Here is a 23568-nt window from a genome sequence, read left to right on the forward strand (position 1 = left end):
CTTCTGGTTTTATGAATTTAGTGCGACGGAGGGGTAGCCGGTGCGGCCTTCTTGTCAGTTGGAGGCGCCTTGACTTCGGTGGCCTGTTCAACCGCAGGGGCCGGGTTCGAAATGCCTGCCATGGCATTCACGACCTTGATCGCCTGTTGAAGCTGGAAGTCCGTTGCAGGTTTTGTCAGATCGAACTTCGGCCAATCCGCAGGGGGAGCCTTCGGAATGGACTTGGAAACCTCCGGAAGGTCCGTGCGTGGCGTCTCGGCCGTGCGGTTGCCGCCCACATTCGTTAGGATATGGGACAGATCAGCCTCACGATAACCGTAGCCATCGTCATCCTTGGTTTCTGCAACCGTAATATCAGGCGTAATGCCCAGTCCCTGAATGGAACGGCCGGATGGCGTATAGTAACGGGCTGTTGTCAGGCGGACAGCGCCTTGATCGCCGATCGGGATCAGCGTCTGGACGGACCCCTTGCCGAACGTCTTTTCGCCAAGAATGACCGCACGGCGATGATCCTTCAGGGCACCGGCAACGATTTCGCTGGCCGAGGCAGAACCGCCATTTGTCAGGACCACGATCGGCAACCCGTTGGTGATGTCCGTTCCCTTGGCATCCCAGCGCTGGTTGTTTTCCGGGTGACGTCCACGGATGGAGACAATCTCGCCTTCCTTGATGAAATCATCGGAGACGGCGATGGCCTGATCGAGCTTGCCACCAGGGTTCGACCGTAGATCCAGAATAACGCCCGTCAGCTTGTGGGCAGGGCTTTTGGCGGCTTCTGCTTTCAGCTTGTCGAAAGCCGTATGCATTGCACCTTCGAGGTCATCATCAAATTCGGTAAGGCGGATATAGGCCGTGCTGCCGTACAGGGCGGACCGGACGATCTGGACGTGAACGATTTCGCGTTTCATGTCGAAAGTCAGGGTCTTACCTGTCTTTGGGCGCACGACGGTCAGGCTGATGGAGGTTCCCGGATCACCACGCATCTTGCGAACGGCCTGATCGAGCGTCAGACCATCAATGCTTTTGTGGTCGACCATGGTGATGAAATCACCCGTCTGGATACCCGCGCGGGCAGCAGGTGTGCCGTCGATTGGTGATACCACACGGACATGGCCGGATTCTGCCTGAACCTGAAGACCAAGGCCGCCGAATTTGCCGGAAATCTCGGTCTGCATGTCCTTGAACTGGGCGGCCGTCATGTAGGACGAATGCGGGTCCAGTTCTCCGACCATGCCATCAAGCGCGTTGTTGATGAGGTCTTTGTCCGAAACCGGATGAACGTATTCGGCCTTCACGACGTCCATGACCGTCCCCAGGAGGGTCAGGAGACGAACGGTTTCAGCGCTGTTGTCATGAGAGACGTCGCGGGCGAGGGCGGCGGTAGGGAAAGTGCCAGCGGACCCGACGAGACGCAGTGCGCCCGGTCCGACAGCCAGTCCGGCCAGAAAGGCGGTGCCCAGCAACAGGCCAGTACGGAACTTCATGTGATCTCCATCCTCGGGAACGGGCGTGCTTCCGGCGTCTCTTGCTGTGCAGGACTAGCGCGAAACGGGTTGCCGAAATGTTAAGACGTGATCTTACAGTGTCCTGTCCTGTCAGAAAACAGGGTCAGAGAAACGGAGCAGGGCTGACGATCTGTGCGCCATGGCGCAACTGGACGAAGAGCAGGCCGTCAGAGGCAGGCATTTGCCCAAGTGTGGCGGCTTTTCTAACGCTTTGACCACTCGAAACTCCCAGAGAGCCGAGGCCGGAAAGAACAAAGCGATAATTCTGCCCGCAATCCAGGATCAGCATCTGCCCGAAGGACCGGAAAGGACCGGAAAAGACGATTCGTCCGCTGCAGGGGGCCTGTACGGCGGCGGATGACGCTGCTGCGTAAGTGATGCCAGTAGCGGGACCAGCCTCTGTGTCCTGTCCCCAACGGACGGCGACATGTCCCGAAACCGGGGCATGTCCGCTGCCGGAAGAGACGCCATTGCCAGCTGACAGGGCTTTCGCCTGTGCGCGTGCCTTGCGGGCCTGCTCCATCTGGTGCTGCTTTGCTAGCGCACGGGCCTCTGCCTCAAGTTCGGCTTTGGCCTGTGCTTCCTGCCGGGCGATGGTTTCGATTTCAGCTGAAAGATCAGCAGATGCTTTCATGGCTTCGGCGACAGCGGATCTGGCGCGTTTTGCAGCCTGATCCGAAAGCGTTTCCTGACGGGCCGCGACCTTTGTTCTGGCCGCTGCGACATCGCGCTGGCGTGTCTGGGATTTCAGGAGACCATCCAGTTCTTTCTGACGGCTATCAAGCGCGTCTTCGACTGTTTGGAGTTCGTTCTGTTTTGCCTGAAGATGCGCGGCCCGCTGCTGGGTCAAGCGTGAGAAACCGCCAAGAATGGACAGGGCTGTTACGCTGTCTGTTGCGGCGGAGGGGGAGGCGAGAAGCGCGGCATCAGGCGCAATGGACAGGCGGGCTGCAACGGGCAAAAGAGGCTGCAAGGCCTCGTTTTCGTGGGCAATATCCTGCCTGATACTAGCCTGTTTCTGTTTCAGATCATCAATTTCCGCGTTCAGAGTGTCGATACGGGAGCGTGTTGTCTGAACGGCTGTCTGTGCTGTGCGTGTCTGTGCGGCAAACGCGACTTTGCGGGCATTGTCCTGAAGCGCTTTTTGTTGCGCCTGAGTGGCCGCTTGCTGTCGCGCGCGTAAAGTGGCTGCTTCCTGCGCCTGCTGGGCTTCGAGCGCTTTTCGGGCGGCCTGCGCTCGCGCAAGCGCTTGTTGTCCCGCGCTGGCAGCAGATGAATGGTGAGTATGCGCGGCGGCTCGATGATGGGCGTGATCTGCCGGAGAGGCCGCCATCAGCCATGGCGAGATCGCCAGAGCCAATGGCAGCAGTCTGGCTGGATCAGACGTTTTCAAGCAGGGAAACGCCTGTCATGGCTGCGGGCTGAGGCAGGCCGAGGAGCGCAAGAAGGGTCGGAGCCAGATCGGCAAGGCGTCCGTCATGGATGGTCTTGCCTGTAGCGTGAGCCAGAATGACCGGAACGACGTTGAGGGTATGGGCCGTGTGAGCGCCACCGGTTTCGGGGTCGCGCATGGTTTCACAGTTGCCGTGATCTGCAGTGACGATCAGTGTTCCCCCCGCGCGGGTAATAGCGTCGTTGATACGGCCAAGGCCTTGGTCAACCGTTTCGCAGGCCTTGATGGCTGCCGGAAGGGAGCCGGTATGGCCGACCATGTCCGGATTGGCGAAGTTCAGGATGATCATGTCGAACCGGCCTGAGTCGATGGCTTCCACAGCGCGATCTGTCAGTTCAGGAGCCGACATTTCCGGTTGCAGATCATAGGTGGCGACTTTTGGAGACGGGACGAGGATACGCTCTTCACCCGGAAGCTGGACCTCTCGACCACCGTTCAGGAAGTAGGTGACGTGCGGGAATTTTTCTGTCTCGGCCATGCGAAGCTGTGCCTTGCCGGCTTTGGACACAACGTCTCCCAGAAGATCGTCGAGGGGGATCTTCGGAAAGAGGACCGTCATGTATGGGGCAAGATGGTCAGAGTAGCGCGTCATGCCACTGACAGCGGCGAAATTGATGCGACTGCCACTGTCGTAACCGTCAAAATCCGGCACGACCAGAACATCCAGAAGCTGGCGGATACGGTCTGCGCGGAAATTGCAGGACAGAATACCATCTCCGTCTTTCATGCCTGCGTAACTGCCGAGCACTGTCGGAATGACGAACTCGTCTCCCTTGTCTTCAGCATAGCTGGCTTTGAGGACGGAAAGAGGATCGTTCGCATGCGGGCCGTTGCCGTCCCGAATGGCATCGACAGCCAGTTTGACGCGTTCCCAGCGACGATCACGGTCCATGGCGTAATAGCGTCCGCTGATTGTGGCGACCTGCACACTTTCGGGGAGTTCGCCCAGCAGGGCGGGGATGTAGTCCTGACCGGACTGAGGGGCGGTGTCGCGGCCGTCACTGAAAATGTGCAGCGCCACAGGAACACCAGCCGCGCTGACGATTTTGGCGAGTGCAAGGACATGGTCCTGATGGGCATGAACACCGCCGGGGGAGATCAGGCCCATGAGATGGCAGGTGCCGCCGGAGACTTTCAGGGCGTGGATGAATTCTTTCAGAGCCGTATTTTCAGCGAGGGAGCCGTCCCGTGCGCTCCGCGAAATGCGCGGGAGTTCCTGCATGACAACGCGTCCAGCGCCGATATTCAGGTGGCCGACTTCCGAGTTGCCCATCTGACCGTCAGGCAGGCCGACGTCTTCGCCACAGGTTTTGAGAAAGGCATGGGGGGAGTTAGCCCAGAGGGTATCGAAGGTTGGTGTGTTGGCCAGTCTCACCGCGTTATCGGAGTTCTCCTCACGCCAGCCGAACCCGTCCAGAATGACGAGCATGACAGGGCGGCGGGGGGATGAAGCGGTGGAGGACATGGCTGTTTCCTGTCTTGCGGGAGGAGGAAAGAAGAGAGGGCCATTATGTCACCTTTCCCCACAAATGCGAACGCCCGCCGGAGAGGCGGGCGTTGCATGTTTCATGACAGTGACGTGAGCGTCAGATCTTGTCGACACCCTTTTTGACGGCGTCCTTGACGTCGCCTTTGGCTGTCTGGGCCTGACCCTTAAGGTTCTGGACGACGCCTTCACCTTCAAGCTCTTCGTCATTCGTGACACGACCAACTTCTTCCTTGATCTTGCCGACGACCTTGTTGGTAGCACCTTTGATTTTGTCTTCGATGGAGCTCATGATGATCTCCTCCTGAAAAAGAGTTACGGACTTCAAACGGCTCTCGGCAGAAGAAGTTTCGGTCGCAGCTTCAGATATGCGTGACAAAAGGGGATGTGGCTTCCATATATCGGAAACTGAAAACCTCAGATTTTCTGGAGACTGACCATGACCCAAGGCTGCGGTCCCGTTAAGGGCGCCAATGGTGGCGGATGTGGTGTTGGCCTTACCCCGGAACAGCGCCGTATTCTGCTGGAGCATGGTACTGAATATCCCGGTTCCAGCCCGCTGAACGACGAAAAACGTTCTGGGATTTACGCCTGTGCCGGGTGTGGCCGTGATCTGTTTTCGTCCGTGACGAAATACGAAAGCGGAAGCGGGTGGCCATCGTTTTTCCAGCCTCTTGAAGGCGCTGTTGAAACGACGCGGGATGGGAGCCATGGAATGGTTCGCACGGAAGTGCACTGCGCGAACTGCCAGGGGCATCTGGGGCATGTCTTTCCCGATGGGCCACCGCCCACGGGATTACGGTATTGCATGAACGGTCTGGCGCTCGATTTTCGCCCGGCCGCAGGAGAAAAAGCATGAGTCAGGCGCTGCCGCCTATCGTTCTCGACCATCCGCTGGTGCGCCACAAGCTGACCCGTCTGCGTGATAAGAACACATCCACAGCGGGCTTTCGTCGCCTGACCCGTGAACTCAGTCTGCTTCTGGCTTATGAAGCCACGCGTAATCTGTCTCTTGTGCCGCGTCAGATCGAAGCACCAAGCGGGTTCATGGAAGGTGAGGAACTGGACGGCAAGAAGCTCTGCTTCGTCTCCATCCTGCGTGCCGGCAACGGCCTTCTGGATGGAATGCTGGATCTCGTGCCGTCTGCGCGTGTCGGTCATATTGGTCTTCGCCGGGACCATGAGACGCTGGAAGTCAGTGAATACTACTTCAACATGCCGAGTGATGTTCCGGGCCGGACCTGCATTGTTCTGGACCCGATGCTGGCCACCGGGCACTCTGCTGCTGCTGCTGTCACGCGTGTTAAAGAAGCGGGAGCAATCGCACCTGTTTTCGCCTGTCTGCTAGCAGCTCCGGAAGGAATTGCTCACATGACGGAGCTGCATCCGGATGTGCAGGTCGTGACGTGTTGTGTGGATCAGAAGCTTGATGAGCACGGCTATATTGTCCCCGGTCTGGGAGATGCTGGCGACCGTCTGTTCGGGACGCGCTAATAGACGCAAATATTTGGCACACGCGCTTGTGTGCTGAATGTTACGCCGTTTTGTGGCCGGTTATGGATCATCATCCTTTTCTCGGGAGTTTCATCCATGACCGCCTACGCTATTTTCATTCGCGACAAACTGACAGATCCCGCTGAATTTCAAGCGTACTCAGATACGGTTGGGGAGACCTTCAAGGGCCATCCCGCCAAAATTCTGGCTGCTTACGGAAAGCAGGAAAAGCTTGAAGGTATTGAGCCGGACGGTGTGGTCATTATCGAATTTCCGGATATCACTTCTGCCCGTGCCTGGTACGACAGCCCGGAGTATCAGGCTGCCGCAAAGCATCGCTGGAAAGCCGCGTCTTACAATGTTGTTATTGTAGAGGGCGTTTGAGCTGTTGCTCTAAATCGTGAAATCAACGTGTTCGATGTGATTGGGGACGGCAATATTTTTGCCGTTCCTGCGGGCAGGGACATAACGCATACGTTGCACGAACTCTAGCGCCGAGGCGTTAAAGTGGGGGTTGTTCGACTTCGCGATGTGACAGTTTGAGGGAGTGCCTGCTTCGCTGATGTCGCAGGAGACTTCAGTCTTGGCAGTTTCACCATGTTCAAAGGCTTCAATAGGATATTCTGGCGTCCCTGCGCCGGGCTTCTGCTGAAGGTCCGAGTTTTCTGGAAGATTGGGGCTACCTGCGAGCATGAGGCCTGTGGCGGCAGCCAGTATGAAAGAATACATGAGTTTTTAGTCCCTGCGTACGATGTAATGCCGGGACAGATCGGTCTCGATCTGTTTGGCATGCTCCGTATCGCGGGCTTCAATCATCACGACCAGTTCTGCCGTTTGCACGGATGGGGAGGCGAACAGACGGTGATGGGACACTTCGATGATGTTTCCACCGTAATTGCCAATCCGGGCCGAAATATCGGCCAGCATGCCGGGTCGGTCGGGGATCTGGAAAATCAGGCGTAGGATGCGTCCGTCCCGCAGAAGCGAGCGCAGGATTGTGTTTGCCAGAATACGGGCGTTGATGTTGCCACCAGACAGGGGAAGGGCGACTTTTCGATCCTTGAACAGTTCCGGATTGGCGATAACGGCAGCCAGTCCCGTGGCCCCGGCTCCTTCGCAGACCTGTTTGGCTTTCTCGGCGAGCGTGGTGATGGCGCTTTCGACCTGAAGCTCATTGACTACCAGAATTCTGGAAATCCGGTGGCGGAATGCGTTCAGGCAGTGTTCGCCCATCGTGGTAACGGCAATGCCTTCCGCGATCGTGGAGCCGCCGAGCGTCGGGCCTCCCTCTTGAGGGAAGGCAGCCAGGGATGCATAGGCCTCGACCTGTACGCCAATGACTTCCACGTCCGGCCGTAAGGCCGCCATCACGGTTGCAAAGCCACCAATCAGACCACCACCACCAACTGGCACAACGACCGTGTCAATCTGGGGGGCGTCCTGAAGCAGTTCCAGAGCCGCCGTGCCCTGTCCTGCAATGACGGCAGGATCATTGAACGGATGGACGAGGACGCGTCCTTCCGTTTTCTGAAGGTCTTCTGCTGTGATGCAGGCCTGCGCAAAATCGTCGCCAGCCAGAACCACGTTTGCGCCCCAGGCCTGCGTTGCCGCAACCTTTGATGCTGGCGTAAAGCGCGGCATGACGATGGTGGCGTCGATACCAAGAAGACTGGCCTGACGGGCCACTCCCTGCGCGTGATTGCCTGCCGAGACGGTAATCACGCCGCGTGCGCGTTCTTCAGCCGTCAGGAGCGCCATTTTGTTGGCAGCACCCCGCTCCTTGAAGGAGCCAATGGCCTGAAGGTTTTCGAGCTTGAGCGTAATGTCCGCGCCTGTCAGACGGGACAGGGCGGGGCAGGTAATCGTTGGCGTGCGTACCACTGTGGACGCGATGCGCTCATGGGCGCTCTCGATGTCCTGGATGGTAACGACAGGGGCGGTGGACGTCAGGACGTCAGACATTAGCGGTATGTGACTTTCAGGATCTCGTAGGTGCGGTCGCCGCCGGGAGCGGGAACGGAGATGGTATCGCCCACATCCTTGCCGATCAGGGCTTTGGCGAGCGGGGACGAGATGGAGATCAGGCCCTGCTTGATGTCGGCTTCATGGACGCCGACGATCTGGTAGGCGTTTTCCTTGTCTGTCTCTTCATCCACGACTTCGATATGCGCGCCGAAGCGGACCTTGGTGCCTGTGAACGTGGAAGGATCAATCACGTCGGCGGAGGAGACGATGCTTTCAAGCTCAAGCACGCGTCCTTCGATGAAGGACTGGCGGTCACGAGCGGCATGATACTCTGCGTTTTCAGAAAGATCGCCGTGTTCGCGTGCTTCCGCAATGGCGCGAATGACTGCGGGACGATCGACGCTCTTGAGAGTTCGCAGTTCGTCTTCGAGACGCTGTAGTCCCTGCGCGGTCATTGGGATCTTCTGCACTCTGAAATCCTTGAGAAAGCATAGCTGAAATTGAATGAATAGCCAGACAACATAGGATTTCAGGGGGTTTTATGCAAGGTAGGGTGTTTTTATTTATCGATTAGCGATAATAAAACAAAGCGCCAAGGGTAAGGATTCAAGATCCTGATGTCAGGAAAACAACATAGGAAAATATGGTCTGTCTCAAGTAGAGGAACTGTATTTAAGTTAGGTAACCGGCTTCAATCTGAAATAGATGAGGTCATCTGATGCCTGTCCGGATCAGTCTGGATGAGCTTCTGAAAGAGCGGGGCATGTCTTTGACGGAGTTGTCGGAGAAGGTGGGTCTGACGCTTGCCAACCTTTCCATTCTCAAGACTGGCAAGGCAAAGGCGATCAGGTTTTCCACTCTGGAGGCTCTATGTCGCGTGCTCGACTGCCAGCCGGGGGATATTCTTCGGTATTCGGGCGAGTAAGAACAAAAAAGCCCGCCAGATTATTCTGACGGGCTTTTTTGTTATGAGGAGATGTTAGAACTCGCCTTTGAAGTAAGACTGGAGTGGCGCAACGCCCAAATCGCCTTCTTTGAGGACGGCGATTGCGTATGTTGCAGCGCGTGCACCGGCAATCGTTGTGTAATGCGGGATACCCATTGTCAGGGCGCCGCGACGGATGTCGTAGCTGTCACGCGCCGCCTGACCGCCCTGAGACGTGTTGATGACCATCTGCACGTCGCCGGAGCGGATGGCATCCACGCAGTTCGGGCGGCCCTGCATCACCTTGTTGACGCGCTTCACGGGAATGTTGGCCGCTTCAAGGCGTGATGCCGTCCCACTGGTGGCAAGGATGGTGAATCCCATTTCCACAAGCTTGCGGGCCAGCGGCTGGACATGCCCCTTGTCGCTGTCACGGACGGATAGGAAGACTGTTCCGGACAGAGGCAGCTTCACGCCAGCAGCAAGCTGCGACTTGGCAAAAGCGCGTTCGAAGCTGGAATCCAGCCCCATGACTTCACCCGTGGAGCGCATTTCCGGACCAAGGATCGTGTCAGCGTTCGCAAAGCGATGGAACGGGAAGACGGCTTCCTTGACGGCGACATGCGGGGAGACTGCGCCGCCATCCAGACGGAACTCGGACAGGCGCGCGCCAGCCATGACACGGGCACCAATCTTTGCAACCGGAACGCCTGTCGCTTTGGCGACGAACGGTACGGTACGGGATGCGCGTGGGTTCACTTCAAGAACGAAGACTTCCTGATCCTTGATGGCGTACTGCACGTTCATCAGGCCACGGATGCCAAGCTCACGAGCCATGGCTTCCGTCTGGGCGCGGAGTTCTGTCACCAGCGCCGGGGAGAGCGTGTAGGGCGGGAGGGAGCAGGCCGAGTCACCGGAATGGATACCGGCTTCTTCGATGTGCTCCATGACGCCGGCGACATAGACCGTCTCGCCGTCGGCAATGCAGTCCACATCGGCTTCGATGGCGTCGTTCAGGTAATGGTCGAGCAGGATCGGGCCGGTTGAAACTTCCGGTCCGGCAGCACGAAGAACCGTGTTGAGGTAATGCTTCAGACCAGCATTGTCATACACGATTTCCATCGCGCGTCCGCCCAGAACGTAGGATGGGCGGGCAACGACCGGATAACCAACTTCTTCCGCAACCTTTTCAGCGTCTGCGGGCGTGCGGGCGATGCCGTTGCGTGGCTGGCGTAGACCGAGCTTGCGCAGCATGGCCTGGAAACGTTCGCGGTCTTCGGCGCGGTCAATCGCATCGGCAGGGGTGCCGAGGAGTGGGATGCCTGCCTCTTCCAGTGCGCGGGAAAGCTTCAGCGGGGTCTGGCCGCCATACTGCACGATGCAGCCCAGAACCTTACCGCCACGCGCTTCCGTGCGGATGAGGGCAATGACGTCTTCGGCTGTAAGTGGCTCGAAATACAGGCGGTCGGACGTGTCGTAGTCCGTGGAGACCGTTTCCGGGTTGCAGTTGACCATGACTGTTTCAAAGCCAGCTTCTCGCAGGGCGTAAGCGGCATGAACGCAGCAGTAATCGAACTCGATGCCCTGACCGATCCGGTTCGGGCCACCGCCCAGAATGATGATCTTGTCGCGGCCTGTCGGCTGGCTTTCACATTCCGGTGTGCCGAACCCGCCTTCATAGGTGGAGTACAGATACGGCGTGTCGGAGGCGAACTCGGCGGCGCAGGTGTCGATGCGGCGATAGACTGGTACGACGCTCAAAGCTTCGCGCTGTGCCAGAACGTCTGCTTCGTTTTGACCTGACAGGCGGGCAAGCTGACGGTCCGAGAAGCCCTGAGCCTTCAGGCGACGGAAGCCGTAGGCGTCCTTGGGGAGGCCATTCTTCTCAACGTCACGCTCTGACGCGATGATGTCTTCAAGCTGGCGCAGGAACCATGGTTCGAACTTGCAGGCCTGCTGAACTTCCTCAACCGTCAGGCCAGCGCGGAGCGCCTGTGCGGCCATCAGGATACGCTCGGGGCGTGGTTCTGCGAGGGCAGCCAGATAGGCGTCCTTGGAGCCGTCGCCGGGTGCTTCAACCGGGTCCAGACCGGTCAGGCCCGTTTCCATGGAGCGGAAGCCCTTCTGGATGGCTTCGGCAAAGGAGCGGCCTACGGACATGGCTTCGCCGACCGACTTCATGGACGTCGAAAGCAGGGCCGGAGAGCCAGGGAACTTCTCGAACGTGAAGCGGGGAATTTTGGCGACAACGTAGTCGATCGTCGGCTCGAAGGAGGCCGGGGTCGTCTTGGTGATGTCGTTCTTGAGTTCGTCCAGCGTGTAACCAACGGCCAGCTTGGCGGCGATCTTGGCGATCGGGAAGCCGGTTGCCTTGGACGCCAGCGCGGAAGACCGGGAGACGCGCGGGTTCATTTCGATGACGACCATGCGGCCATCAGCCGGATTGACACCGAACTGCACGTTGGAGCCACCGGTCTCGACGCCGATCTTGCGCAGGCACGCCAGTGAGGCGTCGCGCATGCGCTGGTATTCCTTGTCGGTCAGCGTCAGTGCTGGTGCGACGGTAATAGAGTCACCGGTATGCACGCCCATCGGGTCGATGTTTTCGATGGAGCAGATGATGATGCAGTTATCCGCGGTGTCGCGGACCACTTCCATCTCGTACTCTTTCCAGCCGAGAACGGACTCTTCAATCAGAACTTCCGTCGTCGGGGAGGCATCGAGGCCGCCCGCGACGATCTGGTCAAACTCTTCACGGTTATACGCGATGCCGCCGCCAGCGCCGCCCATAGTGAAGGACGGGCGAATAATGGCGGGCAGGCCGACATCGGCTAGCGCTGCGCGGGCTTCTTCCAGTGTATGGGCAATGGTGCTGCGCGGGCTTTCGATCCCGATCTCGTCCATGGCCTCGCGGAACTTCTGGCGGTCTTCCGCGCGATCAATGACCTCTGCGTCCGCGCCGATCAGTTCCACATTGTGCTTCTTGAGAAAGCCGGACTTGTCGAGCGCCATGGCGGCGTTCAGGGCTGTCTGGCCACCCATGGTCGGCAGGACGGCGTCGGGCTTTTCCTTGAGGATGATGCGCTCGACGAATTCCGGCGTGATCGGCTCGATATAGGTCGCGTCCGCCAGGCCCGGATCGGTCATGATCGTGGCCGGGTTGGAGTTGATGAGGATAACGCGATAGCCTTCCTCACGCAGGGCCTTACAGGCCTGTGCGCCAGAGTAATCGAACTCGCAGGCCTGTCCGATAACGATCGGGCCTGCGCCGATGATCAGGATGGACTTGATGTCTGTCCGTTTTGGCATGGCTCAGGCTCCTGCTTTGGCGCGACGGTCCATGACCGCGACGAAACGCTCGAAAAGATAGAAACTGTCAGACGGACCAGGGCTGGCCTCGGGGTGATACTGAACGGAGAAGGCATCCTTCGCGGTGGAAGCAATGCCTTCGTTGGAGCCATCGAACAGGCTCACATGCGTCACTTTCACATCGGCGGGCAGGGACTTCTCATCCACGGCGAAGCCATGGTTCTGGCTGGTGATTTCCACACGGCCACTTTCGATGTCCTTGACGGGCTGGTTGGCGCCGCGATGGCCACGATCCAGCTTGTAGGTCTTTCCGCCGAGGGCTTGTGCGAGAAGCTGATGGCCAAGGCAGATGCCAAAGACTGGGACGTTGGCATCCAGAACGCTCTTGATGGCCGGGACGGCGTAGGTGCCGGTTGCTGCCGGGTCGCCCGGGCCGTTGGACAGGAACACACCTTCGGGCTTCAGTTCCAGAATTTCCTCAGCCGTAGCGGTCGCGGGCAGAACCGTGACGTCACAACCAGCGGTCACGAGGCAGCGCAGGATGTTGTCCTTGGCGCCGTAGTCCATGGCGACCACGCGGCGTCGGTTCTCGGTACGGGCCGGACGTGTGCTTTCCCATACGCCTTCTGTCCAGACGCGCTTTGGCTGCGTGACCTCTTTTGCAAGGTCCATGCCTTCGAGGCCGGGCCACTGGCGGGCGCGGTTCAGCAGGCTGTCGGTGTCGATCCGACCATTCGCCGGGAAGGCAAGAATGGCAGTTTGCGGGCCATTGTCACGCAGGGAGCGGGTTACTGCGCGGGTGTCTACTCCGCTGATACCTGCGCGGCCATGCTGCTTCAGCCAGCCATCGAGGGATTCCATGGAACGCCAGCTTGCCGGAGCGGTGACGTCTTCCTTCACGACGGCGCCAAGAGCGGCCATCTTCGGCGCTTCATTGTCGTCCGTGTTCGTGCCGACATTGCCAATATGCGGGAAGGTGAAGGTCACGATCTGCCCGGCGAAAGACGGGTCCGTCAGGGTTTCCTGATAGCCGGTCATGCCGGTGGAGAAGCAGAGTTCACCGACGGCACCATCGGTATGGGCGCCGAAGCCTCGGCCCCACAGGACCGTGCCATCTGCAAGGACAAGGGCGGCATTGGCGCCGGCAGGGCAGGAATTGGACACGTCCGTCTCTCTTTCTTGCGGGGTTTCAGCGGAAGTCAGGTCCTGGAGTTCGATTCCGGGAACGCGTAGCAGGGCGGGCCAGTGCTTGGTCGGCACGGTTCGCGACTGACGCCACTTGCGGACGGCTTCGAGGCCGACGCCGGCAAGAGCAGCGATCTCGTCTGCACCTCCGGCTTTTTCGATGATTCTGTCGATGTCCATGGTCGCCCGTTCCTGGCTCCGTGTTCACTTTCAGGTCTGATAAGCGATTAGGAAGCGGATGGGAAGTTTTTTCCCATGTGATTCTCGGTGGACCAAAAAAGGGTGGGAAAAAACTTCCCTTAGCAGGGCTTCCATTGTTGGACGTCTGCTTTTGTGCGAGTTTGCGGCCATGAACAGGCACTGAGGCTCTCGGGCCTCTGAACAAATGGGAGAAGGCGCATGTCACTTCGTGCACAGATCATGGACGATCTCAAGGCTGCAATGAAGGCAGGTCAGTCTGAAAAGGTGGCGCAGATCCGTGGCATCACGGCCAAGCTCAAGGACCTTGAAGTTGCGGCGCGTGCCAAGAGTGGGGAGGTAACGGAAGCAGACATGATTTCGGCCCTGCGCTCCATGATCAAATCCCGCACAGAATCTGCAAATATGTACCGTCAGGGTGGTCGTCCGGAGCTTGCCGAGAAGGAAGAGGGCGAGATCGCCACGATCCAGTCTTATCTGCCTCCTGAGCTGGATGAGAATACTCTGAAGGCTGCGATTGATGAGGCTGTGACGGCTGTTGGTGCCGCGAGCATGAAGGATATGGGCAAGGTCATGGCGGTTCTGAAAGAGCGCTTTGGTGCTGATCTTGATCCGGCCAAGGCTAGTGGTCTGGTGAAGGCTCGGCTTGCTGCCTGAAAAGGCAATTATGCCCGTATGCAAAAGGCCGTCCTTATTTAAGGGCGGCTTTTTTTGTGGCGATCTGTAATGAACCCGTGACGGTCCATGGGGTTTGACGCAGACTATTCAGGGGCTCAGTTGGTCCTTGTTCACGGAAATGAGGACTTCATGTCTGCTGGTGGTTCAACGAAAGTCGTTTTCATCGCGTTGGGTGTCAATTTTGGCATTGCCTGCGTGAAAGGCGTGGCAGCACTTCTGACAGGCTCGGCTGCCATGCTGGCTGAAACGGTTCATTCTTTCGTGGACTGTGGAAACCAGATCCTGCTGCTTGTTGGTATGAAGAGAGCTACGGCTCCGGCAACCAAAGAGCACCCGCTTGGATATCATCGTGAGCTGTATTTCTGGACGATGGTTGTAGCGGGTGCGCTGTTTGTGGGCGGTGGCGTTGCGTCTTTGTACGAAGGCTGGGAAAAAGTCATGCACCCGGCGGAGATGCAGCCGGTGCATCTGCTGGGGCATGTTTTTCCGGGCTGGTGGATGAATGTCATCATTCTGGCGATTTCTGGCAGCATGGAAGGATATGGTTTCTTTGCGGCTGTGAAATCCCTGCCTCGGAGCGAGGGTGTTTCTTTGTGGCGAATGATCCGTCGAAGTGCAGATCCGGGATTGTTTGTCGTATTATTTGAAGATGGGGCTGCTCTGGTCAGTCTGGTGATTGCTCTTCTGTTTACGGTGCTTTCCGTTGTAACGGGGCTGCATGTTCTGGACGGGATTGCATCGCTTTTGATCGGTGTCGTGCTGGTCGTCGTGGCAGGTTTACTGACCAATGAGACGCGCTCTCTTCTTGTGGGCGAAAGTAATCCGGAAATTGATGCGTTTGTTCGCGCCGAAGCGCAAAAGCTTCCGGGGATTGTTGGAATCAATGAAGTTGTGACGGAGACCCGGGGGCCTGACAGTATTATCGTGCTGCTGTCTCTGGATTGGGATGATGCGATGTCAGCCGGAGACGTAGAGCGAGGCGTTTCGATGCTGGAGAAAACAACACGCGCGCGATATCCGGCTGTCTTGCGGATGTATATTGAGGCTCAGGACAAAAGAGACGGTATCCCTGCAGCTCTCAATTCACCGGGGCTGCTTTAGTGTGAAGCCAGAAAGGGCGTTACAGCGTTCAGAAATTCCTCGGGGCGCTCAATGCCTGGGGCATGACCTGAGTGTGGAATGATGACCAGATGAGCGTTCGGAATGTGGGCGGCAAAATCGTGGCCGTCCGATAGGGGAATAACCTGATCATTCTGGCCCCAGATCACGAGCGTTGGGATCTGGATGGCTGCCATGCGGTTATCAAGAAAAGTGTCTGGCGCATTGACGTTTCTTGCAAAACTTTCCTGTGTGTATTGTGCGCCTTCGGCCATCCGGGTTTGAAATGTTGCTTTCACCAGGTCATCAGTAATGAGGGCCTTGTTGTAAAACAGGCCTCTGAGTCCTGTACGGATTCCGGAAAATGAGACGGGGCCGAAAAGAGGTAATCCGTGCTCGACGAGTGATCGGTGACCCGCTGCATCGCTTAGGACAAGACGACTTGGCATGGCCATGGAAGAGTCTTGTGCGGCTTCGACGACGTAAAGCCCCGCGATCCAGCCCCCAAGGGATTCCCCGGCAAGTATAAAATGTGTGATGTGTTTGGCTTTCAGAAAGCCATCCAGCATGTCCACCCATGTTTGGATACCGTAGGCGATTAATGGCTTCTCGGATGATCCGAAGCCGAGTTGGTCCATAGCGATGACATGATAATGCTGGGCCAGCCCAGGGATGACTTTGCCCCAGTCCATTGTGGCGCTACTTCCCAAGCCGTGGACCAGAACAAGATCCGGGCCTGTTCCGGCTTCCAGAAAGCGGATTTTCTGCCCGTAAACGGAGATGCTCTTTAAAGGTGGGAGAGTCTGCGCCTGACTGGCGGGACAAATGCCGACCCCTGCGAGAGCAATGGCAAGTATGGAAGCTTTTAGCAGTCGGTACATAGGATAAAAGTCTCCGTTCCCATTATTTGTTTCTTATGTGGAATAAGAATATCTGGCCACTCGGGATGGTTTCAAGAACTCTCTTCAGGAATAAAAATAGGGTGCCCTGACGGCGGAAACGGAAATATTTTCTGCGCTATGGAAGCAGGACAGCCGCGCCTTCAAAGCGGCCATGGCGCAAATCATTTAGAGCCTGATTGGCGTCTTTGAGGGCATAAGGCGTATTCGTGACCTTGATGCCGATCTCCGGAGCCAGCTTCAGAAAATCCAACCCGTCCTGCCGGGTTAGATTGGCAACGGAGACGATTTCACGTTCTTCCCAAAGCGTATCATAGGAAAAAGACGGGATCGGGCTCATGTGGATGCCGCCACACACGACCTTTCCGCCCTTGCGAACGGCTTTTAGCCCGGCTGGAACCAGCGCGCCGACAGGCGCAAACAGGATTACGGCATCAAGTGGTTCGGGGGGAAGTTCGTCTGAACCGCCTGCCCATACGGCGCCAAGGGAGCGGGCAAATGCTTGCTTCTCTGTGTCTCCGGGGGATGTGAAGGCATAAACCTCGCGTCCCTGCCAGCGCAGCACCTGAATGATGATGTGAGCGGCGGCTCCGAAGCCATACAGGCCGATCTTTTTGCCGTCTCCAGCTTTGCTGAGACAGCGCCAGCCGATCATTCCAGCGCAAAGCAGGGGGGCGAGATCCTTGTCTTCCCCCTTGTCACCCATGGGAAAGGCATATCTTGCATCAGCAACCGTCATGGTTGCGTAGCCGCCATTGCGGGTGAAGCCTGTGAAAAGGGGATGGTCGCAGAGATTTTCCATCCCGTGTGTGCAGTAATAGCAATGCCCACAGGTATGGCCGAGCCACGGGATACCGACCCGTTCCCCAACACTCAGGCTCGTAACGTTGCTGCCGAGTTTATCAATTCGCCCGACGATTTCATGGCCGGGAATAATCGGAAGGGTGGGGTTGGCGAGTTCGCCGTCCACGACATGCAGGTCTGTGCGGCAGACGCCGCAGGCCCCCATGCGGATGCGGATTTCGTCCGGTCCGGGTTCGGGGTCTGGCAGCTCCACCCATTCCAGAGGCCGGTGGTGTTGGCGGAGCTGCATGGCAAACATGGGCTGTGCTTTCTAAGGTCTCAGGAACGGAAATCCAGAACCGTGCGGCCCTGGAGGCGTCCATTCTTGAGGTTGTCGAAGATCGTGTTGATGTTCTCGATCTTGTCTGCGGTGACGACGGATTTTACTTTGCCGCGGGCAAAGAAATCCATGGCTTCGATCATGTCGAGCCGTGTGCCGACGATGGATCCGCGAATGGTTGTGCCGTTCATGACCATATCGAAGATCGAGACCGGGAAGTCTCCAGGTGGCAGGCCGTTCAGAACGATCGTGCCCCCACGGCGGGCATAGCCCATGGCCTGCGAGAACGCGGTGCGGCCCACAGCCGTGACAAGAGCACCGTGAGCGCCGCCAACTTCCTGCTGGATAAAGGCTGCCGGGTCCTTGTCCTTGGCATTGACGGTCAGGGCAGCGCCAAGCTTTTTGGCAGTGGCGAGCTTGTCGTCATCAATATCGACGGCCACGACATTCATGCCCATGGCGACTGCGTATTGAACGGCCATCTGACCCAGACCGCCAACACCTGAAATAGCCATCCACTGACCGGGGTGAGCCTCGGTCATCTTGAGGCCCTTGTAGACAGTGAGACCGGCGCAGAGGACTGGTGCTGCCTGAAGCGGGTCAATGGTGCTGGGCAGGTGTGCGACATAGTTCGGGTCTGCGACGACATATTCGGCGAAGCAGCCATTGACCGTATAGCCGGTGTCATCCTGATCCTTACACAGTGTCTCCCAGCCACCCAGACAGTGTTCGCAGTGACCACAGGCGGAATAGAGCCAGGGCACGCCGACCATGTCTCCAACCTTGGAGTGTTTGACCTGGCTGCCAACTGCAACGATGTGGCCGACGCCTTCGTGGCCGGGGATGAACGGAGGATTAGGCTTTGCAGGCCAGTCTCCTTCCGCAGCATGAAGGTCGGTGTGGCACACGCCACAGGTATCAACCTTGACGAGGATCTGGTCGGGCCGGATCTCGGGGATGGGAAGCCTCTCAACGGAGAGAGGCTTTCCGAACTCGCGGACGACGGCAGCTAGCATTGTATCAGCCATTGAAGTGTCTCCTTGAGAACTGGTTTACGATGTGCCGAGCGCCTTGACGGCTTCGACCATCTTGCTGAGGACGGCCTGCGCGTCGCCGAAGACCATGGCGCAGTTGTCCTGGAAGAAGAGCGGGTTTTCGACAGCAGAATAACCCATGCCCATGCCACGCTTGATGACGAACACCTGATGGGCCTTGTCGGCATTCAGGATCGGCATGCCGTAGATCGGGGAGGACTTGTCGGTTCGAGCCGACGGGTTCACTACGTCATTGGCGCCGATAATGAGGGCGACATCCGTGTCAGCAAAGCTGTCGTTGATGTCTTCCATATCGTAGATCATGTCATACGGGACGCCGGCTTCGGCGAGCAGCACGTTCATGTGGCCCGGCATACGACCGGCGACCGGGTGGATGGCGAACTTGACATCCACGCCTGCGGCCTGAAGCTGCTTGACGAAGTCGTACAGCTTGCCCTGAGCCTGAGCGACGGCCAGACCGTAACCCGGAACGATGATGACAGACGAGGCATAGCGCATCGTCGTGGCAGCATCGCCCGGAGCGACGGATTTGGCTTCTTTCTGCGGACCTGTGGCCGTGGAGGCAGAAGCTTCACCGAAATTACTGAACAGCACGTTGGAAATGGAGCGGTTCATGCCTTTGGCCATCATGACCGTCAGCAGTGTACCGGCAGAACCCACGACCATACCGGCGATCATCAGGGCCGGATCGGCCATGACATAGCCTTCGAGGCCGACGGCCAGACCCGTGAAGGCGTTGTAGAGCGAGATCACGACCGGCATGTCTGCGCCGCCGATGGGGATCGTCATGCAGATACCAGCCAGCAGAGCACCGATGAAGAACAGCAGCGTGGCGATACCGCCGCCATCCTGATGGTACAGGAAGGCTGCCATGATGCCGAGCAGGACGGTCAGCATAAAGACGGTAGCATTGACGATACGTTGGCCGCCAAAGCGGATCGGCTTGTTCATCCGGCCATCGAGCTTGGCCCAGGCGATGATGGACCCTGACAGGGACATGCTGCCGATCAGGCCACCGGCGACGGTGACGAGAAGCGGAACGATGCCTGTTTCTTTCGGGCCAGTCAGAGCGATGACGGACACTGCTGCGGCAGCACCGCCACCCATGCCGTTGAAGAGAGCGACCATCTGCGGCATGGCCGTCATGGCAACGCTGCGGCCTTTCCAGCCAGCCCAGCCACCACCGATGACGAGGCCAAGAATGGCCAGAATGACATTGATGACCAGATGCGGCTTTGCAGCTTCAGAAACGCTGAAAATGCCGAGGAAGCTGGCAACTGTGACGAAGAGCATACCCCAGCCAGCCGTCACGATGCCGGAAACGGCCGTGACGGGAGAGGACATGCGCTTGAGACCGTAGACCAGCAGGCCGGAGGCGATCAGGGCGCTGATGGCGACGATATATTCGAGGAGAATCATTTCTGTGCTCCCTTCTGCGGAGCAGCTTTGTCACTGGGTTTGAACATGGCCAGCATGCGGTCTGTCACGACGTAACCGCCGACGACGTTACCGGCACCCATGACGACGCCAAGGAAGCCGACGATCTGTTCAAGGACGGAAGAGGCGTTGAACAGGGCTGTCAGCGCACCTACGACCACGATGCCGTGCACGAAGTTCGAGCCGGACATCAGCGGTGTGTGCAGAATGGAGGGCACGCGGCTTATGACCTCGTAGCCCGTGAAGGCGGCGAGCATGAAGATGTAGAGCGCGATGATGAAGGTCATTGCGGTGATCATCGTGCGGCCTCCTGTCCTGAAGCCTGTGCCGGTGCGGCGGGAGCGGCAGCCGGGGCAGGGGGTTGCGGTGCGGGCGGTGCCGGGGAATTCGGATCGACGGCCGTGCGGATGCCTTCGTTCGTGATGTAGCCATCATGAGTGAGGGCGGTGCCGGAAATGACTTCGTCCGTGAAATCCAGCTGGATCTGACCGTCTTTGGTCAGGATCTGCTGGAGCAGATGCATGATATTCTTGGAGTAGAGTTCACTGGCCTGAAGAGCGAGCATGGACGGAACATTGATCGGGCCCACGATCGTGGTCGGGCCAACTTGAACCGTCTGGCCAGCCTGTGTGCCCTCACAGTTGCCGCCGCCTTCTGCACCAAGGTCGATGATGACGGAGCCGGGTTTCATGGCCTTGATCTGCTCGGCATCAATCAGGCGGGGGGCCTTCTTGCCGGGGACTGCGGCTGTGGTGACGATCAGGTCAGCACGGGCAATGTGATCGCTGATGGCCTTGCGGACCGTCTGCTTTTCTTCGTCCGTCAGTTCGCGGGCGTATCCGCCGGTTCCTGTCGCATTCACGCCGGTATCGACGAATTTTGCACCGAGAGACTGGGCTTCTTCGCGTGTCTCAGGTCGGACGTCATAGCCTTCTGTCACCGCGCCAAGGCGCTTGGCAGTGGCGAGGGCCTGTAGGCCAGCGACGCCAAGGCCCATGACCAGAACCTGTGCGGCCCGCAGGGAGCCAACGGCGGTGGTCATCATGGGAAGGATCTTGGTCATGTGCACGGACCCGAGCAGCACGGCGTAATAGCCTGCGAGGGTTGCCTGACTGGACAGGGCGTCCATGGCCTGTGCGCGGGAAATGCGGGGAACCAGTTCCATGGCGAAGCAGGTTACTTTCTGGTCGCGCAGGGCCTTGACCAGATCTGGATGGTTTCGGCCGTAGATGAAGGACACCAGAATGGCGCCGGGCTTCATGGCCTGAACGGTTTCAATGGTTGGCGGCTGAACGGCGAGGACGATGTCCGCGTCGCTGAGCAGGGCCTTCCGGTCTGTTGAAAGGGTTACGTCTTTATAGGTTTCATCCGGATAGGAAGAGGCGGCACCGGCCCCGTTTTCCATCGCGAAAGAGACGCCGAGGCTGCTGAGGCGCTCGACAACCTGCGGGATCAGGGCGACGCGGCGTTCGCCACCTTCGTCCTGTTCTTTTAATACCGTGATTTTGACGGTCATAGGTTGAAATCCTGCGTCTTTAATCTTTTGTGAAGGCGCGACTCATCCACCCCACTAAAGGGATGCAGGGGCTGCGCCTCGTTCGACTGCCATATTGACGCTATATTTGCCTCTCTTCCCTTGATGGGTGTCAAAAGAAAAAAAGTTTCTTTCATTTGACATAATGTAAGCGGCGACAGGCCGAAAAGCAGTTACGATTATTTCTGAAACGGGTGGTTCTGCCTGTAACCAGCAGGTTTGCTCAGATTGGGGATGATGGATTTTCTTTTCCGCTCGCGGTAAGACGCATCCTTCCTGACAGAATTGATTGAAAGGCTCCTGCTGCCCCATGGCATTTGATGCTGCCTTTCTGGATGAACTCCGCAACCGGACGCCCCTGGCCTCCCTGATCGGGCGGCGGAACAAGCTCGTTCGCTCGGGCCGGAACTGGAAAACGTGTTGTCCTTTCCATGGGGAGAAGACGCCGTCTTTCTACGTCTATGACGACCATTTCCATTGTTTCGGCTGTGGCGCGCATGGCGATGCGATTTCTTTTGTCATGCAGAGCGATGGCCGAAGTTTTCCGGAGGCTGTGGAGCAGCTCGCCGCTGAAGCCGGACTTGAAGTTCCGAAGCAGGACCCACGAAGTGAGGCGCGTGCGCGGGAGGTTAAGTCTCTTGGGGATGTGCTCTCCCTCGTTCAGGCGAGCTACCGGCGTCGGCTTTTTCTTCCGGAAGGCCGGGAAGGGTTGGCTTACCTTCGTGGACGTGGGCTGAGTGACGCGACGATAGAGCGGTTCGGATTGGGATGGTCCGGCGATGGGCGGCATCTGGTCGAAGAACTGCGTGCTCATGATGTGACGCCTGAGATGCTGGTGCAGGCTGGTATTCTGCGTGTGGATGATAGAGGGCAGCCCAAGGGTGAGCTGTTCTTCAATCGCGTGACGTTTCCAATCCGGGACCGGCGCGGGAAAATCATTTCCTTCGGCGCACGGACTTTGGGTGATGGTCAGCCGAAATATCTGAACGGACCGGAAACGGCGCTCTTTTCCAAACGACGAACCCTCTACAATCTCGATTTGGCCCGTGAGGCTGTCCACAAGGGCGCCGAGTTGGTTGTGGTCGAGGGGTATATGGATGTCATTGCTCTGGATCAGGCCGGGTTCGGGGGAGCGGTGGCTCCTTTAGGAACTGCGCTTGGAGAAGAGCAGCTTGATCTTCTCTGGCGCATGACGCCGTCTCCCATTCTGTGTCTGGATGGGGATGCGGCTGGTGCGCGTGCGGCTTTGCGTGTGTGTGAAGTGGCGTTGCCTCTGTTGTCGCCAGAAAAGACGCTCCGCTTCTGCCGTCTTGATCCGAAGGATGACCCTGACAGTCTGATCCGTTCGCGCGGGGCTGGCGCGATGGGGGAGGCATTATCGGGCGCGACCTCTCTGGCAACGGAACTGTTTGGGTTGATGACGGGGAATATGTCGGACCCCGGTCCTGATCAGCGGGCGGCGCTTCGGGAAAAGCTGGTAGCGCTTTCGAAGCTGATTCCGGATCGTGCCTTGTCTTCCGAGTATCGCAGCACGTTTCTGGATATGTTCTTCGCGCGTTTCCGGCGTGGTGGAGGCGGTGGGAAAAAGCCGTTTCAGAAGAAAGGTGCGCCGCTGCCCCTGTCGACGCAGGCTCCGGGAGAGATGCGTCATATCGAGCAGGGCAGTGTGGAGCGGCTGAATATCCTGACAGCACTGCTTCTGCGATATCCGGACATTCTTCCCGAAGTGGAACAGGCTTATAGCAGTCTGGCGCTTCCCGGTGATCTGGATCGGATTCGCGCGGCCCTTCTGGACTGGGCCTGTCAGGACGAGGATCTGACGGAAGAGAACTGTCAGCGCTGGATTGAGAATCATGGCCTGACGGATATCGTGACCGCCGTTACGGAAAGCCCGATGCCTCGTGAAGTGGGTCTTGGAAAGGACCGGGACGATGTCCTCAAGGTCGACGTTGTTGAAAGCTGGTGGCACTTTTACGGGCTTGTAAATTTCCGAAATTTCGAGCGTGAAGTGGCCAATGACATTCAGGCAACCATCATGCAGGTTTACTCTGGAGGAGGAAGCGGAGACGGTTCTTTTCCGGAAAGTCTTCTGGCCCGGATGCGTGTTCTGGAGGCGTTGCGTCGGGGTGAGGATGTGGAAGAAGAGAGCTGAAAAAGGTCGGCGGTAACGTTTTTTCTTGCCTTGAAGTTGCATTCTTTTTCGTCTGAACCTTGACTTACAGCT

General features: G+C 58.1%; 22 protein-coding genes. 7 read left to right on the forward strand and 15 right to left on the reverse strand.

Annotation, left to right across the window (positions count from 1 at the left end; all coding sequences use genetic code 11):
- Nucleotides 1-17: 17 nt before the first annotated feature.
- The 4 genes from HKD32_RS10140 to HKD32_RS10155 form a co-directional block, all read right to left on the reverse strand.
- Nucleotides 18-1484, reverse strand: a complete 1467-nt coding sequence (locus tag HKD32_RS10140; RefSeq protein ID WP_061932421.1) for a S41 family peptidase — start codon at nt 1482-1484, stop codon at nt 18-20.
- A gap of 124 nt (nt 1485-1608) precedes the next feature.
- Complete coding sequence (locus HKD32_RS10145; RefSeq protein WP_061932423.1) at nt 1609-2898, reverse strand: murein hydrolase activator EnvC family protein; 1290 nt, start codon at nt 2896-2898, stop codon at nt 1609-1611.
- Nucleotides 2885-4423: a 2,3-bisphosphoglycerate-independent phosphoglycerate mutase gene (gene gpmI, locus HKD32_RS10150; RefSeq protein WP_061932425.1), complete on the reverse strand. Its 1539-nt coding sequence runs from the start codon at nt 4421-4423 to the stop codon at nt 2885-2887. Before gpmI ends, HKD32_RS10145 begins: the two co-directional genes overlap by 14 nt.
- Nucleotides 4424-4544: 121 nt before the next feature.
- Nucleotides 4545-4736 carry a CsbD family protein gene (locus HKD32_RS10155; protein ID WP_026017457.1) on the reverse strand — a complete coding sequence of 64 codons (192 nt, stop codon included), beginning with the start codon at nt 4734-4736 and terminating at the stop codon, nt 4545-4547.
- Nucleotides 4737-4883: 147 nt separating this feature from the next.
- On the opposite strand from HKD32_RS10155, the gene msrB reads away from it, so the two are divergent.
- From msrB to HKD32_RS10170, 3 genes are all read left to right on the forward strand, one after another.
- Nucleotides 4884-5303 (forward strand): peptide-methionine (R)-S-oxide reductase MsrB, encoded by a 420-nt coding sequence (gene msrB, locus HKD32_RS10160; RefSeq protein ID WP_061932427.1) that lies wholly within the window; start codon nt 4884-4886, stop codon nt 5301-5303.
- On the forward strand, nt 5300-5938 hold the full coding sequence (gene upp / locus HKD32_RS10165; protein ID WP_010502049.1) for a uracil phosphoribosyltransferase: 639 nt from the start codon (nt 5300-5302) through the stop codon (nt 5936-5938). Before msrB ends, upp begins: the two co-directional genes overlap by 4 nt.
- 96 nt (nt 5939-6034) lie before the next feature.
- Nucleotides 6035-6322, forward strand: a complete 288-nt coding sequence (locus HKD32_RS10170) for a DUF1330 domain-containing protein (protein ID WP_061932429.1) — start codon at nt 6035-6037, stop codon at nt 6320-6322.
- Nucleotides 6323-6331: 9 nt separating this feature from the next.
- Here HKD32_RS10170 and HKD32_RS10175 read toward each other — a convergent pair whose 3' ends face one another.
- Genes HKD32_RS10175 through greA form a run of 3 tightly spaced genes read right to left on the reverse strand, consistent with a single transcriptional unit; the run spans nt 6332 to nt 8373 of the window.
- The gene (locus tag HKD32_RS10175; protein ID WP_061932431.1) at nt 6332-6667 is read right to left on the reverse strand and encodes an energy transducer TonB; all 336 of its coding nucleotides are present in this window, start codon (nt 6665-6667) and stop codon (nt 6332-6334) included.
- Nucleotides 6668-6673: 6 nt separating this feature from the next.
- The gene (locus HKD32_RS10180) at nt 6674-7900 is read right to left on the reverse strand and encodes a threonine ammonia-lyase (protein WP_061932433.1); all 1227 of its coding nucleotides are present in this window, start codon (nt 7898-7900) and stop codon (nt 6674-6676) included.
- On the reverse strand, nt 7900-8373 hold the full coding sequence (greA, locus tag HKD32_RS10185; protein ID WP_007282780.1) for a transcription elongation factor GreA: 474 nt from the start codon (nt 8371-8373) through the stop codon (nt 7900-7902). The genes HKD32_RS10180 and greA overlap by 1 nt, the downstream gene beginning before the upstream one ends.
- A gap of 248 nt (nt 8374-8621) precedes the next feature.
- Here greA and HKD32_RS10190 point away from each other — a divergent pair, with 248 nt between their 5' ends.
- Nucleotides 8622-8828, forward strand: a complete 207-nt coding sequence (locus tag HKD32_RS10190; RefSeq protein ID WP_062504611.1) for a helix-turn-helix domain-containing protein — start codon at nt 8622-8624, stop codon at nt 8826-8828.
- A gap of 54 nt (nt 8829-8882) precedes the next feature.
- Here the strand turns inward: HKD32_RS10190 and carB are convergent, their stop codons facing one another.
- Both carB and carA read right to left on the reverse strand, forming a co-directional pair.
- Complete coding sequence (gene carB / locus HKD32_RS10195) at nt 8883-12137, reverse strand: carbamoyl-phosphate synthase large subunit (protein ID WP_194257929.1); 3255 nt, start codon at nt 12135-12137, stop codon at nt 8883-8885.
- A 3-nt stretch (nt 12138-12140) separates the two neighbouring features.
- Nucleotides 12141-13502: a glutamine-hydrolyzing carbamoyl-phosphate synthase small subunit gene (gene carA, locus HKD32_RS10200; protein WP_194257930.1), complete on the reverse strand. Its 1362-nt coding sequence runs from the start codon at nt 13500-13502 to the stop codon at nt 12141-12143.
- A 219-nt stretch (nt 13503-13721) separates the two neighbouring features.
- On the opposite strand from carA, the gene HKD32_RS10205 reads away from it, so the two are divergent.
- Together HKD32_RS10205 and HKD32_RS10210 are read left to right on the forward strand one after the other, a co-directional pair.
- On the forward strand, nt 13722-14177 hold the full coding sequence (locus HKD32_RS10205; protein WP_194257931.1) for a GatB/YqeY domain-containing protein: 456 nt from the start codon (nt 13722-13724) through the stop codon (nt 14175-14177).
- 150 nt (nt 14178-14327) lie between these two features.
- Complete coding sequence (locus HKD32_RS10210; RefSeq protein WP_194257932.1) at nt 14328-15299, forward strand: cation diffusion facilitator family transporter; 972 nt, start codon at nt 14328-14330, stop codon at nt 15297-15299.
- On the opposite strand, the gene HKD32_RS10215 is transcribed toward HKD32_RS10210, so the two are convergent.
- From HKD32_RS10215 to HKD32_RS10240, 6 genes are all read right to left on the reverse strand, one after another.
- A complete protein-coding gene (locus tag HKD32_RS10215; RefSeq protein ID WP_194257933.1) occupies nt 15296-16177 on the reverse strand; it encodes an alpha/beta fold hydrolase in 882 nt (293 codons plus the stop codon). The genes HKD32_RS10210 and HKD32_RS10215 overlap by 4 nt on opposite strands.
- Nucleotides 16178-16313: 136 nt before the next feature.
- Complete coding sequence (locus HKD32_RS10220; protein WP_194257934.1) at nt 16314-17297, reverse strand: zinc-dependent alcohol dehydrogenase family protein; 984 nt, start codon at nt 17295-17297, stop codon at nt 16314-16316.
- A 20-nt stretch (nt 17298-17317) separates the two neighbouring features.
- On the reverse strand, nt 17318-18346 hold the full coding sequence (adhP, locus tag HKD32_RS10225; RefSeq protein WP_010502028.1) for an alcohol dehydrogenase AdhP: 1029 nt from the start codon (nt 18344-18346) through the stop codon (nt 17318-17320).
- Between the two features lie 24 nt (nt 18347-18370).
- Nucleotides 18371-19792, reverse strand: coding sequence for an NAD(P)(+) transhydrogenase (Re/Si-specific) subunit beta (locus HKD32_RS10230; RefSeq protein WP_194257935.1), 1422 nt, complete (start codon nt 19790-19792; stop codon nt 18371-18373).
- Nucleotides 19789-20109, reverse strand: a complete 321-nt coding sequence (locus tag HKD32_RS10235; RefSeq protein WP_010502024.1) for an NAD(P) transhydrogenase subunit alpha — start codon at nt 20107-20109, stop codon at nt 19789-19791. Before HKD32_RS10235 ends, HKD32_RS10230 begins: the two co-directional genes overlap by 4 nt.
- Nucleotides 20106-21326 (reverse strand): NAD(P) transhydrogenase subunit alpha, encoded by a 1221-nt coding sequence (locus tag HKD32_RS10240; RefSeq protein ID WP_194257936.1) that lies wholly within the window; start codon nt 21324-21326, stop codon nt 20106-20108. Before HKD32_RS10240 ends, HKD32_RS10235 begins: the two co-directional genes overlap by 4 nt.
- Nucleotides 21327-21654: 328 nt before the next feature.
- Here HKD32_RS10240 and dnaG point away from each other — a divergent pair, with 328 nt between their 5' ends.
- Nucleotides 21655-23496 (forward strand): DNA primase, encoded by a 1842-nt coding sequence (gene dnaG, locus HKD32_RS10245; RefSeq protein ID WP_194257937.1) that lies wholly within the window; start codon nt 21655-21657, stop codon nt 23494-23496.
- Nucleotides 23497-23568: the final 72 nt, after the last annotated feature.

Source organism: Gluconobacter japonicus, from assembly GCF_015244665.1.
GTDB classification, from domain to species: domain Bacteria; phylum Pseudomonadota; class Alphaproteobacteria; order Acetobacterales; family Acetobacteraceae; genus Gluconobacter; species Gluconobacter japonicus.